The sequence below is a fragment of the Trinickia violacea genome (assembly GCF_005280735.1).
Lineage (GTDB): Bacteria > Pseudomonadota > Gammaproteobacteria > Burkholderiales > Burkholderiaceae > Trinickia_A > Trinickia_A violacea.
This window is the reverse complement of record NZ_CP040078.1, coordinates 2,039,385-2,056,246: the sequence shown is the minus strand read 5'-3', so window position 1 is coordinate 2,056,246 and position 16,862 is coordinate 2,039,385. Positions and strand designations below refer to the sequence as shown.

12 protein-coding genes are annotated in these 16,862 nt (G+C 68.1%); 7 read left to right on the top strand and 5 right to left on the bottom strand.

The annotated features are described in order from the left end of the window. Positions 1–19: 19 nt before the first annotated feature. Genes tssA through FAZ95_RS31345 form a run of 5 tightly spaced genes read right to left on the bottom strand, consistent with a single transcriptional unit; the run spans position 20 to position 7,798 of the window. The gene (tssA, locus tag FAZ95_RS31365; RefSeq protein WP_137336312.1) at positions 20–1,114 is read right to left on the bottom strand and encodes a type VI secretion system protein TssA; all 1,095 of its coding nucleotides are present in this window, start codon (positions 1,112–1,114) and stop codon (positions 20–22) included. Continuing rightward, a complete protein-coding gene (locus FAZ95_RS31360; RefSeq protein ID WP_137336311.1) occupies positions 1,111–4,995 on the bottom strand; it encodes a type VI secretion system protein in 3,885 nt (1,294 codons plus the stop codon). Before FAZ95_RS31360 ends, tssA begins: the two co-directional genes overlap by 4 nt. Then, positions 4,992–5,927, bottom strand: a complete 936-nt coding sequence (locus FAZ95_RS31355) for a DotU family type IV/VI secretion system protein (protein WP_175425815.1) — start codon at positions 5,925–5,927, stop codon at positions 4,992–4,994. The genes FAZ95_RS31360 and FAZ95_RS31355 overlap by 4 nt, the downstream gene beginning before the upstream one ends. Continuing rightward, positions 5,920–7,290 (bottom strand): type VI secretion system baseplate subunit TssK, encoded by a 1,371-nt coding sequence (gene tssK / locus FAZ95_RS31350; protein WP_137336309.1) that lies wholly within the window; start codon positions 7,288–7,290, stop codon positions 5,920–5,922. The genes FAZ95_RS31355 and tssK overlap by 8 nt, the downstream gene beginning before the upstream one ends. A 16-nt stretch (positions 7,291–7,306) precedes the next feature. After that, on the bottom strand, positions 7,307–7,798 hold the full coding sequence (locus tag FAZ95_RS31345) for a type VI secretion protein (RefSeq protein WP_137336308.1): 492 nt from the start codon (positions 7,796–7,798) through the stop codon (positions 7,307–7,309). A gap of 482 nt (positions 7,799–8,280) precedes the next feature. Between FAZ95_RS31345 and tssB the strand changes: the two genes are divergently transcribed. The 7 genes from tssB (at position 8,281) to tssH (ending at position 16,843) form a co-directional block, all read left to right on the top strand. After that, positions 8,281–8,844, top strand: a complete 564-nt coding sequence (gene tssB / locus FAZ95_RS31340) for a type VI secretion system contractile sheath small subunit (protein ID WP_137336307.1) — start codon at positions 8,281–8,283, stop codon at positions 8,842–8,844. Between the two features lie 24 nt (positions 8,845–8,868). Beyond that, entirely contained in the window at positions 8,869–10,350 is a 1,482-nt protein-coding gene (tssC, locus tag FAZ95_RS31335; RefSeq protein WP_137336306.1) for a type VI secretion system contractile sheath large subunit, read from the top strand. Positions 10,351–10,469: 119 nt separating this feature from the next. Further along, the gene (locus FAZ95_RS31330; protein ID WP_137336305.1) at positions 10,470–10,967 is read left to right on the top strand and encodes an Hcp family type VI secretion system effector; all 498 of its coding nucleotides are present in this window, start codon (positions 10,470–10,472) and stop codon (positions 10,965–10,967) included. Positions 10,968–10,997: 30 nt separating this feature from the next. After that, a complete protein-coding gene (gene tssE / locus FAZ95_RS31325; RefSeq protein WP_137336304.1) occupies positions 10,998–11,486 on the top strand; it encodes a type VI secretion system baseplate subunit TssE in 489 nt (162 codons plus the stop codon). Next, positions 11,470–13,257, top strand: a complete 1,788-nt coding sequence (gene tssF / locus FAZ95_RS31320; RefSeq protein WP_137336303.1) for a type VI secretion system baseplate subunit TssF — start codon at positions 11,470–11,472, stop codon at positions 13,255–13,257. Before tssE ends, tssF begins: the two co-directional genes overlap by 17 nt. After that, complete coding sequence (gene tssG / locus FAZ95_RS31315) at positions 13,221–14,288, top strand: type VI secretion system baseplate subunit TssG (protein WP_137336302.1); 1,068 nt, start codon at positions 13,221–13,223, stop codon at positions 14,286–14,288. The genes tssF and tssG overlap by 37 nt, the downstream gene beginning before the upstream one ends. Beyond that, positions 14,288–16,843 carry a type VI secretion system ATPase TssH gene (gene tssH, locus FAZ95_RS31310; RefSeq protein WP_137336301.1) on the top strand — a complete coding sequence of 852 codons (2,556 nt, stop codon included), beginning with the start codon at positions 14,288–14,290 and terminating at the stop codon, positions 16,841–16,843. The genes tssG and tssH overlap by 1 nt, the downstream gene beginning before the upstream one ends. The last annotated feature ends 19 nt before the right edge of the window (positions 16,844–16,862 follow it).

The following is a 16,862-nucleotide window of genomic DNA, read 5'->3' as shown; positions in this document are numbered from 1 at the left end:
GCGACGCCACTGGCAGCCCTCATTTCGTCTTCTCGGCCCCCGGCAGCAAGCCCAATACCGTCCACAGCTTCTGCCCGTCCGCTTCGCTCGACATCAGTTCCCGCAGCAGGACAGGCAGCGGCTTACCGCCCCACTCCAGCGCCCGCTGGATCATGTACGGCACCGGGCTATGCGGCTCGTAGCGCATCAGGTAATCCGCGATCGTCGCCAATTGGCGGTAAGCGTCTTCTCGGCTTTGAGGCATGCCCGGCACGCCCGCTGCCGCGCTGGACTGCTGTTGCCCCGGCGCGGCGGCCGTGCGCTCGGCGTCGCTCGCCGGCACGGCGCGCGGCGGCTCTGAATTCGGATGCATGGCGAGACACTCCGTCAAGACAAGTCCTGCTTGAGTCATCGTTTCGAGCAGCGTCGAAAAGCTCGGCGCTTCGTTGCCGAGGCGCGGCGTGCACCATGCATCCAGCAGCTCGATCAAGAGACGCGCAGTCGAAAGCGATTCATGCGCGTGCCGCAGCGCCACCGGCGACGCCGCGCGCGCCGCTTCCTGCAGCACGGTCACGGTACGCGTGGCCGCTTCGCGCTGCGCAGGCGGCACGTTCTGGCGCGAGCTCGCGGCCAGTTGCGCGCGTTGCGCAGCCTGCCACTGCGCAAGCGTGCCGCGCAGGCCGTCGCGGCCTTCGAACAGTTCGATTTGCACCGACAGCAAATCTGCGTACGCCGTAACGAGCCAGGCGAGCGGCGCCGCGCGGAAACCGGCGTCGCCGTCGCGCGGCAGCGGATGCACGCCATCCCAGAAGCGCTCGCACAATCCCGCGATCAATTCGAAGCAGCGCGGCAGCGCCGGCACGCCGTAGCGCTGCAGCCAGGCCTCGCCGAGCCACGCCGCGATCGTCAGGTCCTTGCTGCGATTCCTTAGGATGTCGACACAATGCGTTTCCACCGCCTGCCAGTCGGCCACTTTCAGCTCGGTCTGCCAGACGCCCGCAGGCAGACTCGGATCGTCGGCGCGACGCGCCGCGCGGATCGCATCGAATGCGGGATCGTGCAGCAGCGACGGGCCGCACGGCTCAACGCCCGGCAGCGGCTGCAGCAGCGCGGCTAGTTCGAGTTCCGGCATCATCCGCGGCCCGCCTCCGAGAAGCCCGCGGCCGGCGGGTAGCCGAGCGTCGTCGTCCCTGGTACGCCGTAGCCGGGTGCGGCAACCGGCAAGTCGGGAATCGCCTGAGGCGCCTTCGCCGCGTTGATGAAGCCGACGCGCAGATACATTCGCGCCGTCTGTATCGCGCCGTTGCGGTCACGCACCGGCACCGTAAACAGCAGCCGAGGCGACTGCCCCGCGATCGCGGCGCCCGCGTCCGCCGGCATCTGATGCAGCCGCGCAATGCGCAGGAAAGCCCACGCGTCGGCGGCGCTCCAGGTCGCGACGCCGTTTGCGCCCGTGAGCGTCGGTTGCGCGGCGTCGAACATCGGCTGCCACGGCGCGTCCTTCGCCCAGCGCAAGCTGATCGACACCGGCAGCCCCGGCTTCCAGCGCACGGGCGGCTCGCCCGAGGACGGGTAAGTCAGCGTGTCGCTGCCGCTCGCGAGCTTCCATTCGATGACTTGATCCGCGCCCACCTCGTCGACGCGATCGACGCGCCATTCGACGCTGAGCTCCATGCCTTGCAGCGAGCCGTCCGCGCCGCGCGCGAGGAGCGCGTCGAGCCACGGCTTGGCGGCAGCGAGCTGCGCGATGAAGCGCGCCTCATCGGGACGCCCGCGCCCGACCGCCGCTGCCGCCGCGAGTCCGCGCTGCGCATCGGCGAGATGGGCGTCGAGCAGCGCGACGAACGCCGCGGTCTGGCGCACGTCGGCGGCCGGCGCGTTCGCATCGGCGGCAAAGGGGAAGCGTCCGGCCAGATAGCGCGCGAAGAAGTTCCGGATCTGCTCGTAGGCCTCCATGCCGGTGCCCATCTGCAGCCTGAAACACTGCTCGCGCGCCGACGACACGAGCCGCACACCCGCGCTCGCCACGATATCGCCGGCCGCCGGCACGTCGATCTGCTCGAGCGTCGCGCTGCAGTTGTTGAGATCGAGCTTGTCGAGCTGCTCGGAGATGATCGCGGGCACCGCGATCATCGCGCTCGCGGGGCTCTTGGCTCGGTACTGCGTGAGATCCGCCGACAATGCCCTCCACCGGGCGACCAGCCGCGCGTCGGACGGTTCGAGCGGCGGCTTTTGCGCATTCAGCCAATCGAGCGCGCTCGCGGCGCTGCCCGCGGCCTCGGCCACCGCTGCCGCTTGCGCGGCCAGATACGTTTGCAGCGCCTGCGGCGTGGCGGCGCCGAACGCGCGCAGCGCGCCGCCCGGGCTGCCGTTCCAGCCGGAAAAGTCGCCGCGCACGGGGCGGAACGGCGCGAGCGACTCCAGCTGCGCATCGGACGCGCGCAGGACAGCCAAGGCGGCGTCGCTCACCCGCAGGGCGACAGTCGTCGCGAGATCGTCGCGGCCGAGCGAATCGAAGGCGGCGATCAGATCCAGCGCGCTCTTTTTTAGCGCGTCGAATTGCATCGCGGCGTCCGCGGCCGAGGCGACGTCGCGCTGGGTCGCGGGCGAGGCCGGCGCCGACAGCGCGCCCACCATGCTTTGCACGGCGTCGTTTCCGGCAGCGGCGAGCAAGGGGCCGCGGTAAGCATCGGGAGCTTGCGCAAGCGGCCCGGCAACGTATTGCCGGTACGCGGGCAACACCGCCAGTGCGCGCTGCGCGCTCGCCGCATCGACGCTGCGGATCGCCGCGTTCGCATTGGGCGAGCCGCCGGCAAACGGCTGCGCAAGCAGCGTGCGCAGCGCTTCGCGCAACTGCGGCAAGTCGGCGGCGAGCTGCAGTCCGCTTGCGGGCGTCGCGCTCAACACGCCCGGCAGATTGCCGCTCACCAGCCAGCGCGCGGAGAACGCGTTCTGCTGGGCTTCTTCGTGCGCAAGCACGGCTGCAACAGGCGCGGCGCCGATCAGTTGCAGATGCTGGGCCGTGTCGAACGTCGTCGTGAGGCCCGGCACCAGCTCTTTGCCATGTGCGCTCGCCCAGCCGTGATCGGCGGTGTCGACCTGCGCCGCGAGCGTATCGATGCCGCTCGCAAGTGTGCTCAGCGCGGCGTCCGTCGGTGTCGCGCCCGGCGCGCGCAAGTCCGTCAGCGCCGTCTGGACCAACGCCGCGTTAGCGGTCAGCGTCGAATCCGAATAGACACGATCGAACCACGCATCGAACGATTGCTCGAAGCATAGGCTCGCGCGCTGGCGCGCCGCCACGGCCGGGGCGCTGCTGAACTGCACCAAGCCGTTGTCGACAACAATGTCGCGCACGACGGCATCGAGCGACTCGCGATCGGGCACACGCTCGGGCGCGAGCGTGACGCCCTCGGCCTCGCGCAGCAGTTGCGCCAGCATCGCGAGATCGCCGGTGCCGATCTCCACCAGCTCGTTGTAGCGGGAAATCAGATGCTCGATTTGCGCCGCCTTGGCGACGAGCTGGGTGCCGCCAAGGTACTCCGGCAGATCCTGAGGCTTGGCAGCCGTCTCCTGCGTCGCATCCGCACCGGAGGCGGCGCCTGCCGCGCAAGACAAATCCGCGAACCGTTGCATGAGACGGTCGCGCAGCGGCGCGAAGACGACGCTGCGCAGCATCTGTTCCTGGGTGTCGTCGAGCTCGCTTTCCAGCGTCATATAGGAAAGCGGCATGAACGGCGACGTCAGGCGCCAGCGCGGCACGTTCATCAAGGTCCCCGCCGCCGTGCCGAGCACTTTGGCGGCGGCCGCATCGCTCCGGTCGGACTCGCGGTAGGTGGTCAGCGCGAGCGTCAGCGAATCGTATGCGCCGGCGAGCGTGCGCGCATCGCTGCGCAGGTGCCACCACGAGACGCCCAGCCCCACGCACCAGCACACTGCCAGCGCCGCGGCGGCAATCGTCGCCACCCGGTGCCGCCGCATGCGCAGTGCGAGCACGCGCGGGATCGGCCAGGCGAGGCCCTGACCGCGCAGCACGACGTCGTGCCACAGGCGCGCGGCGAACGCCGGCGCGCTCGCGCGCAGACCCAACACGCCGTTGGCGTCGCCCGGCGGCAGCCGCTCGGGCACCGAGCCGACGCAATGGATGCCGCGCAACAGCGGCGCCGTGCCGTCCGCGCCACCGCGCAGCGCAAGATCGATGCGCTCGCGCAACGGCGTGCGCAACGCATCGATGCGCTGCGGCAGCAGAAACAGGCCCTCGCCGACCCCGCCGTTGAGCGTGCCGAGTTCGGCGATCGTTTCGGTCAGCGCGTTGCGCATCGTCGCGAACGCCTCGCCGATCCACTCGTCCTCGTACGCGCGCTTGGGCGGATAAGGCGAGGCCCAGCCAAGCGGTGCGCCGCCCGCCGCGCCTTGCAAACCGGTGGCGAGCGCATCGAAACCCGGAATCGCATCGCAGCCGCTGATCACGACATAGAGCGGCAGCATCTGGCCGAATTGCCGCTGCAGCGCGAACAGCTTGCGCGACGATTCGAGCGCGACCGCCGACGTTTCGCGCGGCTGACCGTCCTCCGTGACGAGCGCATCGGCCGCGATCACCCACAGGATCGCGTCGAGCGGACGGCCCGGCCGGTTGCGCAGCACCGCGCGCAGCAGCCTGCGCCAGACGCCGAGTTGGCGGTCGGCGGGAGGGGCCGCGAGCATGTCGTTCGGCTCGGCGATCAGCAGTCCTTCCGCGTCGTGCCACACGCGACCGTACCAGCCGGGGTCGCCCGCCGGCGTCATGCGCCAGCTGCGGCACAGCGCATCGATCGCGGCAGGCGACCCGGTCGCGAGAATGCGCGGAATCGAATACGCGTCGGGCACGCCCATCGCCGCGTGGGCGGCGCGCACGGCCGCGCGAAAACTGCGCAACGGCCTGCCGTCCTCGCGCCTGCGCCACCATTGCCAAACGGCGAACGCAACGAGCGCCAACAGAATCAGCGCGATCAGCCCGAGCAGGATCACGACGAGCGTCATGGACGCCCTCCTTCGGACGGGGCCGCCTCAAGCCGGGCCGTCTCGGGTAGCGCTGCCGTACGCATGGCGAGACTGTCCGCGTCGACGGTTCGCAGCGGCACGGACGGCACCAGCGGCATGACGACGCCCGACGCGCTCGAACGGTCCACGCGCGGCGGCGATGGATCGAGGAGCGCGAGCGACCGGAACTGCGTCACAGCGGGCGGCACGGGCGCCGTCGCCAACGACCAGGCCAAGTGCGAAATGCCGAGCAGCACGCACACGCCGATGCCCAGCAGCAGCGCCAGGCGCGCAAGATCGGGAAACATCTGCGTGAGCGCCGCGGCGCGGCCCGGCGCGACGCCCGCGCGTTCGAGCGGCGCGGCGAGCCTGGCCGGTTCGGCATCGCGCTGCATCGCGAACGCAAAGAGCGCGTGCCGCAGCTGATCGTGCCGCAGCGCACCCGCCTCGCCACGCAAGCGCCCTTTGAACCCAAGCATCAGGCACGCGAGATAGACACTGGCCAGATCGCGTTGCGAAGGATCGCGCTGCGCGAGCAGCGCTTCGATCGCGTCGGGCAGGCGCTCGCCCCCCGCGTGCGTGCCGAACACCCGCATCTCCAGCGGCCGCGCTTCCCACGCGGCGCTGCCCGGCCACTCCGAGAACAGCAGCAGCTCGTCGAGCAACACCACGAACGCGTACTGCGCCGCGGCAATGTCCGTCTCGCCCGCGGCGCCCGTCCACGCCATCGCCTCGCGCGCGAGCCGCCGCGCCGCCGCCGAAAGCTGCGCGGCGAGTTCCTCGGCCTGCGCCGCCGGATCGGACAGCTCATCCAAGCGTCGCTCGATGGCGGCGCGCGCCGCCGTCGCGTGCTCGAACGCCGCGACGAAGGCGCGCGTCAGCGGCCCGCGTGCGTCACGATCGTCACCGAGGCCGCTGTCGAAGTCACTCATTGCCGCCACGCTGCGCCCCCGCGGCGCCTTCACCCGCCTCGCCCGCCGGCGTAAAAAGCTGCACCGCCCACGGCGCGACGCCCCGCGCGCCCGCGCGCACGTCGATGTGCAACGGCTCCTGACGATCGAACCACCCATCGTCGAGCACGATGGCGAACATCGCGGTGTCGTCGCCCGCGCTGTAGGCCGCGCGCTCGTCGCGTCCAAGCGGGCGGCGCGCGAGACCTCGCATCCGCTGACGCGCGAGCGTGGGCACGTGCGGGCGCGACGCGATCACAGTCTGCTCGAGCCACGCGGCGGCGTCGTGCTCGCCGGCGTCGGCCGGCATGCGCAGGCCGATCACCAGTTCCGCTTGCGCCGCGCCCGCCTCGAACGGCGGAGCGATCCAGAATCCCCCGCCTTCAGCGGTGAACTGGCGCACCCGGTAACCCTGCCGGATCGTCGCAAGCGCCGCATCGATCCATTCCAGCAGCGGATCGAAAGACGCGAGCAATTCCATATAGTCGAACGGCGCGAACACGGGCACGCCGCGTTCCGGGCGCAGGCTGGCAAGCGCACCCGCCATGCCGGCGAGGATGAAGTACAGCTCGAGCGGGTGCACCGAGCGCGACAGCAGCGCAGCCTCCGCCTCCGGCAAGCGCATCCATAGCGCCGAGAGTTGACGCTCGATTTGCGCGACATCGTCGAGTTCGCCGGCGTGCCGCGCCGCATCGAGGCGGCCCGCGAGAAACACGCACTTTTCGCGCGCGCGCACGGTGGCACGCATCACGCGCTGGCCGAGCAGCGACTCGGGCGCAACGAACGGACACGGCACCACGTACTCCGTGAGCGCCACGCCGCCGCCTTGCTGCCGCAGGCGCATCAACGGCAGCCGGTCGTATTCCTGATTGCCGAGATCGGTCATCAGATGCAGCCGCGGCCGCCATGTCGTCACCGATGCCGGGTCGGCGCCGGCGGCCAGATCGGGGACGTCCACGCTTTCGTGCTGCCGGTAGCGCGAGCCGCGCTGATCGAGCTGGCCGCCGCGATAGAGCGGCGGTACCGCCAGATAGACGGTCACCGTCTGCTCCGGCGTCGTGAACGCCTGGCGCACGTCGATCTGCAGCACCGGATCGTCGGCGGTGTGGCGAATCGGCAGGCCGTCGGAGAGGATCGCGTCCAGCGCAGTGATGCGCACGAGCCCTTCCGCGAGCCCGGCCTCTTCCTGCTCGAGCGCCAGCACGCCCCAGTAGTGCGGCCGCGCCGCCCCGGCCAGCAACGCGGCGTGCCCCGCCGCGTGCAGCGCCTGGGTCTGGAAATGCTGCGGCAAGAGCGGCATGCCTTCGAACCAGCAGATCGGATCGGGAAACAGGGTACGCATCATGTCAGGCGGCTCGCCTCTAGCGGGACATCAATTGAAGGTCTTGGTCGCCGAGCAGAAGCACTGCCTTGGGCGGCCCGCCGTCGAGGCGCACGCGGTGCGCCCCCGGCGTCTGGTAGTCGGCGAACACCAGCACGCCGGCGGCGTGCTCGCCCTTGAACGCGAACTTGGGATCGGTGAGCTGCTGGCCGGGCACGAGCTCATAGGACAGCACCGTGAGATCTCTCGGATAGTCGCGCTGCATCTGATCGCGCTCGGCGAACCATTTCGCCGACGGCAGGCCGAGCAGCGTGTCGAATAGCTGAGGATTGCGTACCAGCACGGCGTCGACGGCGATCGGCGTATCGAGGTTCGCTTGCGCCGTGACGTTGATCGCGAGTGAATCGATCTTGACGCGGGGCAGCGACGCGGAACACCCCGCGATGCACAACACGGCCAGCAGCAGCACCGGCAACAAGCCGTGCAGCAGACCGGGCAGCCGGGAGCCTGCAAGTCGCAACGCGCTGGTCACTTCGCTACCCCCTATCGCTCTGTGTGTGCTTCTCTCGTCTTTTTAGCAATCAATATGTAAGGATTGCGATGTTTTTAAAGCGTACCCCAATCGTCACGTAAATTTAGTTTGAAATTCGTTGACGTCTATCGTAGAGTAATTTTGTCTTATCTTTAAGCGGCCAGGTGAATTTTTCAAGGTTCTCTTTCAAATTCCTTTGGCGTCGGCATTCCCGCAACATAGGCATGCTGACCGATTCGAACGGAAGCTAGCCGCAGATTGCGGCGTGGCATCCGTGGGGTTCTATTGCGCTCGGGCGTGCAACATATATTCGATTTCGATTTCCATGCAAGCGGTTCAATAGCTGCATGCATGACAGCCGCACGGCCTGCCCGTGCAATTTCGGCTCGTCATGCAAGAAACAAAAAAGCGTCATAAAAGAGACAAAAAAGCCGTATTCCGAGAATTCCACGTATTAGAAAAAGAAACTTGCTGAGGTGACCATGGCTGACAGTACACAGCATTGGTTCGAAAGGAACCGCCCGCCGCGCGTCCAGATCACGTACGACGTCGAAATCGGCAATGCCATTGAAAAAAGGGAATTGCCGCTGGTCGTCGGCATCCTTGCCGACTTGTCCGGTAGTCCCGAAACGCCGCTGCCGAAAATGACGGAGCGCCGCTTCGTCGACATCGATCGCGACAACTTCAACGACGTGATGAAGTCGATCGGCCCGCGTGTTGCGCTGCAAGTCGACAACACGCTGGCTTCCGACGGCAGCAAGCTGAATCTCGCGCTGAAATTCGAGCACATCGACGAGTTCGACCCCGTGGAGATCGTCAAGCAGATTGCGCCGCTCAAGCAGCTCTACGAGGCGCGGCTGCGCCTGCGCGACTTGCTGACGAAGCTCGACGGCAACGACGAGCTCGACAAGCTGCTGCAGGACGTGGTGCACAACACGCAGGGGCTGACCGAGATCAAGTCCGCCCATCCGCAAGACGGCGAGGTCGCGCAACTGCCGGCGCCGTCGGAGCCCGACGCCCCCGCCGGCGACACGCCCGCGAACTGAGTTCCGCTGCTTCAGGAGACGCTGATGTCGGATATTCAAGCCGCGGCCGCGCCCGCGCAAACGGAAACGCTCACCCTGCTCGACCGCATCGTCCAGGACGGCCGCATGGCCCACGACGAAGAGCAGCAGCAGCACGCACGCGAACTGCTCGCCGAATTCGCGCTGCAGGTGCTCGACAAGAACATGACGATCAGCCGCGACACCGTCGCGATGATCAACGATCACATCCGCAAGATCGACGAGCTGATCGGCGAGCAGATGAACAAGGTGCTCCATCACCCGGACTTTCAGGCACTCGAAGCCTCGTGGCGCGGGCTGCACTACCTCGTGAAGAACACCGAGACCAGCACGCGGCTCAAGCTGCGCCTCTTCAATGCATCGAAGAAGGACTTGCAGAACGACCTCGAAAAGGCGATCGACGTCGACACGAGCGCGCTCTTCAAGAAGATCTACGAAGAGGAATACGGCACGTTCGGCGGGCACCCGTTCAGCGTGCTGATCGGCGACTACTACTTCACGCGCCAGACCCCTGACGTGAGCCTGCTCGAAAAGCTCGCCTCGGTCGCAGCGGCGGCGCACGCGCCGTTCATTTCGGCGGCCCATCCGCAATTGTTCGATATGGGCAGCTTCACCGAGCTCGGCGTGCCGCGCGATCTGTCGAAGGTGTTCGAAACGATCGACATGCACCGCTGGCGCGAATTCAGAAAGAGCGAAGACTCGCGCTACGTCGCACTGGTGCTGCCGCACGTGCTGATGCGGCGTCCCTATCATCCGGACAGCAATCCGGTCGACGGCATGCGCTTCATTGAAGACGTCGACGGCACCGATCACTCGAAATATCTCTGGGGCAACGCCGCGTACGCGCTGGGCCAGCGCATTACCAACGCGTTCGCGCAGTACAGCTGGTGCGCAGCGATCCGCGGCGTGGAAGGCGGCGGCGCGGTGGAGAAGCTGCCCGATCACATCTTCCAGACGGCCGCGGGCGACAAGGCGATGAAATGCCCGACCGAAGTCGCGATCACCGACCGGCGCGAAAAGGAACTGGATTCGCTCGGCTTCATCGCGCTATGCCACAAGAAGAGCGAAGGGCTTGCCGTGTTCTTCGGCGGACAAACGGCCAACAAGCCGTCGGTCTACAACACGAACGAGGCCACAGCCAACGCGCGCATCTCTGCGATGCTGCCCTACGTGCTCGCCGCTTCGCGCTTCGCGCATTACATCAAGGTGATCATGCGCGACAAGGTGGGCAGCTTCATGACGCGCGACAACGTGCGCTCGTACCTGAACACCTGGATCGCCGACTACGTGCTGCTCAACGACAACGCCCCGCAGGAGATCAAGGCGCAGTACCCGCTGCGCGAGGCGCGCGTCGACGTGACGGAAGTCGCGGGCAAGCCGGGCGCCTACCGGGCGACGGTATTCCTCAGGCCGCACTTCCAGCTCGAGGAGCTGACCGCTTCGATCCGGCTCGTCGCGGCGCTTCCGCCTCCGGCAGCGGCCGCCTGACATGCGGCATGCCGCATGCGGTATTGGGCATTTTGCATACCGCATGCACGATTCCCCTATCCACGCGGCGCGGCCAGCACGGCACGCGCCGCTTCCCCACGCGTGAGGAGCGCTGACTCATGGATTCGATCATTCTCGATCTCGGTGACGACATCAAGGGCGAATGCACGCTCGAAGGCTACACGGACAAGATCGAAGTCATGTCGTACAGCCACAACGTGGCCATGCAGGTCACCAACGACGTGAGCAATTCGGAGCGCACGTCGGGCAAGCCGCATATCGGCGAGATGACGGTCACGAAGTTCGTCGACATCTCCACGCCCACGCTCAACGAATACTGCTGCGGCGGCAAGGCGATCGCGACCGCGAAGCTGGTCGTCGGCCGCAACGCCGCCGAAAGCGACGGCAAGATCATGCCGTTCATCACCTACACGCTCAGCAACGTCGTGCTGAGCAACGTGAGCGTGTCGGGCGGCTCGGGCGGCAAGCCGGTCGAGACGCTGTCGATGAACTTCACGAAGATCAAATGGGAGCTGACGGCTCAGAAGGACGACGGCGCCAAGGAAGGCACGGCCGCGTCGACCTGGGATCTCGCCGCGAACAAGCTGGTCAAGTAACGCGCGCGAGCCGATCGGCCCTCCACGCCCATGCCGCCAGCCGTCCGCCCGGATACGCCTGTCGCACCGGTGCCGCTTTTCGAGCGGCTCGAAGACGACGCGCCCTACTCGCCCGACGAACCCTCGGTGCAAAGCACGCTCACGCCCGATGAACTGCGCGATTCCGTACGCGCCGAACTCGTGCGCCTCCTCAACACGCGGCGCGGAAAGACCCCGGCGCCAGGGCGCAGGCCGCTCGACGTGCTGCACTATGGCCTGCCCGACTGGAGCGCGAGCCACGCCGCGCGGCCGGCGGACCGGGCAGCGCTCGAGCGCGACATCGTCGAAGCCGTGACGGCATTCGAGCCGCGCTTGGCGCAACCGCAAGCGCAGATCGAGCCGGACCCGGACGTGCCGTGGCGACTGCGGCTGCGCATCACGGGCCACCTCGTCAGCGCCGCAGGCCGCTGGCCCATCGCTTTCGTGGCGCCATTGGCCGACGGACAGCCGGTCGGAGTCGTCGATGAACGAATCGCTTGACGACCTGCTGCTCGACTACTATCAACGCGAACTGACCTACCTGCGCCGCGCGAGCGAAAGCTTTGCGCGGCGCTATCCGAAGATCGCCCGCCGTCTCGAACTCGGGCCCGGCGAAAGCGCCGATCCGCACGTCGAGCGGCTGCTCGAAAGTTTCGCGCTCTTGACGGCGCGCATTCAGCGCACGCTCGACGACGAGTATTCCGAGCTGACCGATGGCCTCCTCGAGCAGTTTTATCCGTATGCGTCGCGGCCCATCCCGTCGATGACGATCGTGCAGTTCGAGGCGGACCCGACGCAAGGCAGCGTCGCCGCCGGGTACACCGTGCCGCGCAATACGCCGCTCCAGCATGTCACGTCGGGCGGCGCCGCGGTGCGCTGGCGCACTTCGGCCGACGTGACGCTCTGGCCGATCGAGCTCGAAGCCGCGCAACTGCTGAATGCGGAAGAGGCGCAAGCCGCAACGGCGAATGCGGCGCTGCAATCGGCGCTGCGTCTATCGCTGCGCTGCACGGGCTCGCATACGTTCGGCGCGCTGCCGATCGAGCGCCTGCGGCTGCGTCTGGCGGGCTCGCCCGTGACGGCCGCGACGCTCTACGACCTGCTGTGCGCGCACGGCTCGGCGATCTACGTGCAACGGCCCGAACAGCCGCCACAGCCGCTGACGGGAAAGCCCGACCCCGTCGGCTTCAGCGAATCCGAAGCGCTGCTGCCGCACGAAGACGGCGTACACCCGGCCTGCCGGCTGCTCGTCGAATATTTCGCCTTCCCCGAGAAATTCGCGTTCTTCGATGTGCCGTTCACGCCGCCTGCCGACGCCGGCGACCGGCTCGATCTGCTGATCGGCTTGACGGCCGCGCCGAGCGGCCGGCTCACGCTGCACGCCCACGATTTCGCGCTCGGCTGCACGCCTGCGCTGAATCTGTTTGCGCGCACCTCCGAGCCGCTGCGCCCCGACGGCACGCAGCGGGAAATCCGCGTGAGCCCCGACGCGCACCGTGAAGCGAGCACCGAGATCTACGCGGTGCGCAGCGTGCGTTCCGTCAACGGACGCGAAGTCGAAGAAGTGCCGCCCTATTACGGCGTGCAGCACGGCCTCGGCTCGACGCTCTATTGGCACGCGCGGCGCGTGTCGGGCATGCACCCGTCGCGGCCCGGCAGCGACATCATGCTGACCTTCGTGGATACCCGCTTCGATCCGGCGAGCACGCCTGCCCGAACGCTGACGGCCGAACTGCTGTGCACGAACCGGCACCTCGCGCATACGCTCGAACCCGGCGCTGCACTCTCGTTCGAGCAGCCGGGCCCGGTCGCGAGCGTGCGCATCGCGCATCGCCCGACGCGGCAGATCACGGCCACGCTCGACGGCAGCTCGCGCTGGCGCCTGGCGTCCCAGTTCGTCCTGAATCACGCGCCGCTCGTCTCCGGACCACAGGCGCTGCAGACGCTGCGCGAAATGCTCGAACTGCACAATCTCGCGGCAAGTCCCGCCGCCCAACGGCAGATTGCCGGACTCACGGGCGTCGCCAGCGAACCGGTGGTCGCGCACGTCGGCGACGATTTGTGGCGCGGCTGGCGCAACGGCCTCAAGGTCTCAATCGAGCTGGACCCTTCGCACTTCGTCGGCACGAGTCCCGTGATGTTCTCCGGCGTGCTCGCGAACTTCTTCTCGCTCTACGCGAGCGTCAACCGTTTCGTGCATACCGCGCTCGTGCGCGACGGCAGGGAGATTCACGCATGGCGGCCGATGCAGGGCACCCCGCTCGTTCTGTAGCCGAGCGCCTCTTCGACGAACCGCATGCCTTCGAATTCGCGCAGGCAGTGCGGCTTCTCGAACTGCTGCGGCCCGGCGCCGTGCCGCTCGGCACCGGCCTCGACCCGCGCGCCGAAGCGCTCGGACTGATGGGCGCGCTCGCGCCCGTGTTCGCGCCGAGCGCGCTCGGCGCGGTGCGCGAGGCGCCGCTGCGATCGCTCACCGCCCCTGCCGTCGACGAGCCGCCGCAGCCGCAGCTCGAAGTCAATGCCTTCGGTCTCGGCGGGCCGGAAGGCCCGCTGCCCGACACCTACCTCGAATGGCTGCAGGACCGCGTGCGCAACAAGGACACCTCAGCGGTCGCGTTTCTGAATCTATTCCAGCACCGGCTGCTCGCGCTGCTCTATCGCGCCCAGCGCAAGTATCGCGTCGCCGATCCTTATCTCGAACCCGATCGAAGCACCGCGCAAACGGTCCTGCGCGGCCTGTCCGGCCTGCTGCTTTCGGCGCGCCGGCACGCCGCGCCCGCAGGCATCGATGCGCATGCCGTGCTCGCGCGCGCCGGCTTGTTCGCGAACAGCCGGCGTTCGCTGGCGGGCTTCGATGTGATGGCGTGCCACCATTTCGGCCTGCCGATGCGTTCGTCGCCGTTTGCGGGCGGCTGGCGCGAGATCGCGGCGGCGAGCCAGACACGCATCGGCCGCCAGGGCCGCAATCACCGGCTGGGCACCGGCGCCGTGGCCGGGACCCGGATCTGGGACGAACACCGCGGGATTGGGATTCGCATCGGCCCGCTGGCGCTCGGCGACTACGAATCGTTTCTGCCAGGCGGCGGGCGCCATACGGAGCTGCGCGGCCTCGCGGCGGCCTATTTCGGCGCGGATCTCTATCTCCACGTCGAGCTGCACCTGGCCGCCGGCCAACAGCCGCGCGCGCGCCTTTCCAAAGCGGTGCCGCCGCGCCTCGGCTGGACCGCCTGGGCCGGCGCGGGCGCGATACCGCCGGCCCGCACCGCGCGCATGACGCTGCGCGGCGGCAGCGGAGCCGCTTGATGGCGCTCGATCTGAAGACGCTGGTCGGCAAGCTCGAACGGCCGGCGCGCAGCGCGCTGGAGAAGGCAGCGCAACGCTGCCAGCGGCAAACGCACTTTCACGTCGAAATCGAGCATTGGCTGCTCGAGCTGATCGACATCGAAGGCGGCGATCTGGCCTGCCTGCTGCCGCACTTCGGCCTCGAGCGCGACACGCTCATTGCCGAGATCAACAACGCGCTCGAGCAGTTCAAGCGCGGCAACACCCGCATGCCGGCGTTCTCGGCAAATCTCGTGCTGCTGCTGCAGGACGCGCTCGTGCAGTCCACCGTCGTGCTGCAAGAGCCCTTCGTCGGTTCGGGCACGCTGCTCGTCGCGCTGCTCGAGAACGACGCGCTGTGCGCGCAGTTGTCCGCGAGCGTGCCGTCGATTCTGCGCGTGTCGTCCGCCACGCTGCGCGCGAATCGGAAAGAATGGCTCGCCGCGTCGTCCGAACGCGGCGCGGCGGCGGCCCAGTCCCGTGCGAGCGGTTCCGGCGCCGCCGCGAGCGCGCCCGCGATGCTCGACCAATACACGCTCGATTTGACCGCCGACGCGCGCGCGGGACGCATCGATCCGATCGTCGGCCGCAATGCCGAGATTCGCCAGACCGTCGACATCCTGCTGCGGCGCCGGCAAAACAATCCGATCCTCGTCGGCGCGCCGGGGGTGGGCAAGACTGCCGTGGTCGAAGGGCTCGCGCTGCGCATCGCCGCCGGCGACGTGCCGCCGCCGCTTGCCAACGTCGCGCTGCGTGTGCTCGATCTGGCGCTGCTGCAAGCGGGAGCCGGCGTCAAAGGCGAATTCGAGCAGCGGCTCAAGGGCGTGATCGACGAAGTCAAGCGCGCCGCGCAGCCGGTCATTCTGTTCATCGACGAAGCGCACACGATGATCGGGGCCGGCGGCGCGGAAGGCCAGAGCGACGTCGCGAACCTGCTCAAGCCCGCGCTCGCGCGCGGCGAGCTGCGGACGATCGCGGCGACGACCTGGCTCGAATACAAGAAGTACTTCGAGAAAGACCCCGCGCTTGCACGGCGCTTTCAGCTCGTGCAGATCGAAGAGCCCGATGAAGCGACCGCGGTGGCGATGCTGCGCGGCGTCGCCGCGAAGCTCGAAGAGCATCACGGCGTCGCGGTGCTCGAAGCGGCCATCGTCGACGCCGTGAAGCTCTCGCATCGCTACATCTCCGGACGGCAGTTACCCGACAAGGCGATCGCGGTGCTCGACACCGCCTGTGCGCGCGTCGCGCTGGCGCAGCACGACACGCCGCCGCAGCTGGAAGCCGCGCGGCATCGCGAACGTTCGCTTCACGACGAGCTGACGCGGCTGCGGCAAGAGATGGTGATGGGCGCAAACCACGCGGCGCGGGTTGCGGCGCTCGACGCCGAACACCAGCGCAACGCCGCGCTCGCGCGCGAGCTCGATACGCGCTGGCAAGACGAAGCGGCAACGGTCCGCGAGATTCTCGACGCGCGCGCGAGGCTCGCAGCGCTCGATCGGACCTTGCGCGCCGCGCCCGACAGCGCGCAAAGCGAGGCGCTCGAAGATCTTGCCGCCGAGCTGGCCCGGCTCGAAAGCGGGCTCGAAGCGATCCGCGAGGACGATGCGATGGTGCCCGTCTGCGTCGATTCGAAGGCAGTGGCCGCCGTGATCGCGAGCTGGACCGGCATTCCGGTCGGCAAGATGCTGGCCGACGAGATGCACGCGGTGCGCACGTTGAAGGAGCGTCTCGCGCAGCGCATCGTCGGCCAGGACGCGGCGCTCGACCGGATCGCCAAGCGCATCCAGGCGTATCGCGCCGGCCTGACCGACCCGCTGAAACCCGTTGGCGTGTTTCTGCTCGTCGGCCCGACCGGGGTCGGCAAGACCGAGACCGCGTACGCGCTCGCCGACGCGCTTTACGGCGGCGAACGCAACCTCATCGCGATCAATCTTTCGGAATACCAGGAAGCGCATACGGTATCCCAGCTGAAGGGCGCGCCGCCCGGCTACGTCGGCTTCGGCACGGGCGGCATGCTGACCGAGGCCGTGCGCCGCCGCCCGTATAGCGTCGTGCTGCTCGACGAGATCGAGAAGGCCCATCCCGACGTGCTCGAAGCGTTCTACAACGTATTCGACAAAGGCATGATGGAAGACGGCACAGGCCTCACGGTCGATTTTCGCAACACGGTCATTCTCGCCACGAGCAACGTCGGCGCCGAACTGCTGATGCACGTGCCGCCCGGGACGCTCGCCACGGAGGCCTTCGCCCTCCGCCTGCGCGAGACCTTGCTCAAGGCGTTCCGCCCCGCGTTCCTCGCGCGGATGACCGCCGTGCCCTACCGGCCGCTCGACGACGCGGTGGTGCGCGCCATCATCGAGAAGAAACTCGAGCAGCTGAGAACCCGTTACCACGAATCCACCGGCAAGCAGTTCGCTTTCGATGCGCGCATCGTCGATGCCGTGCTCGCGCGGTGCCGTACCGCGGGTGCGCGCGAGATCGACAACGTGCTGATGAACGAGCTCGTCGGCACGCTCGCGCAGTGGGCGCTCGAATAACACCCGACCTTTCCGGCCC

Excerpts from the sequence above, each read along its gene's own strand:
- tssG (WP_137336302.1), top strand. The coding sequence starts at position 13,221 with ATGGCGGCCGATGCAGGGCACCCCGCTCGTTCTGTAGCCGAGCGCCTC.
- FAZ95_RS31355 (WP_175425815.1), bottom strand. The coding sequence starts at position 5,927 with ATGAGTGACTTCGACAGCGGCCTCGGTGACGATCGTGACGCACGCGGG.
- FAZ95_RS31360 (WP_137336311.1), bottom strand. The coding sequence starts at position 4,995 with ATGACGCTCGTCGTGATCCTGCTCGGGCTGATCGCGCTGATTCTGTTG.
- tssH (WP_137336301.1), top strand. The coding sequence starts at position 14,288 with ATGGCGCTCGATCTGAAGACGCTGGTCGGCAAGCTCGAACGGCCGGCG.
- tssF (WP_137336303.1), top strand. The coding sequence starts at position 11,470 with ATGAACGAATCGCTTGACGACCTGCTGCTCGACTACTATCAACGCGAA.
- tssC (WP_137336306.1), top strand. The coding sequence starts at position 8,869 with ATGTCGGATATTCAAGCCGCGGCCGCGCCCGCGCAAACGGAAACGCTC.
- tssA (WP_137336312.1), bottom strand. The coding sequence starts at position 1,114 with ATGATGCCGGAACTCGAACTAGCCGCGCTGCTGCAGCCGCTGCCGGGC.
- tssB (WP_137336307.1), top strand. The coding sequence starts at position 8,281 with ATGGCTGACAGTACACAGCATTGGTTCGAAAGGAACCGCCCGCCGCGC.
- FAZ95_RS31330 (WP_137336305.1), top strand. The coding sequence starts at position 10,470 with ATGGATTCGATCATTCTCGATCTCGGTGACGACATCAAGGGCGAATGC.
- tssE (WP_137336304.1), top strand. The coding sequence starts at position 10,998 with ATGCCGCCAGCCGTCCGCCCGGATACGCCTGTCGCACCGGTGCCGCTT.
- tssK (WP_137336309.1), bottom strand. The coding sequence starts at position 7,290 with ATGATGCGTACCCTGTTTCCCGATCCGATCTGCTGGTTCGAAGGCATG.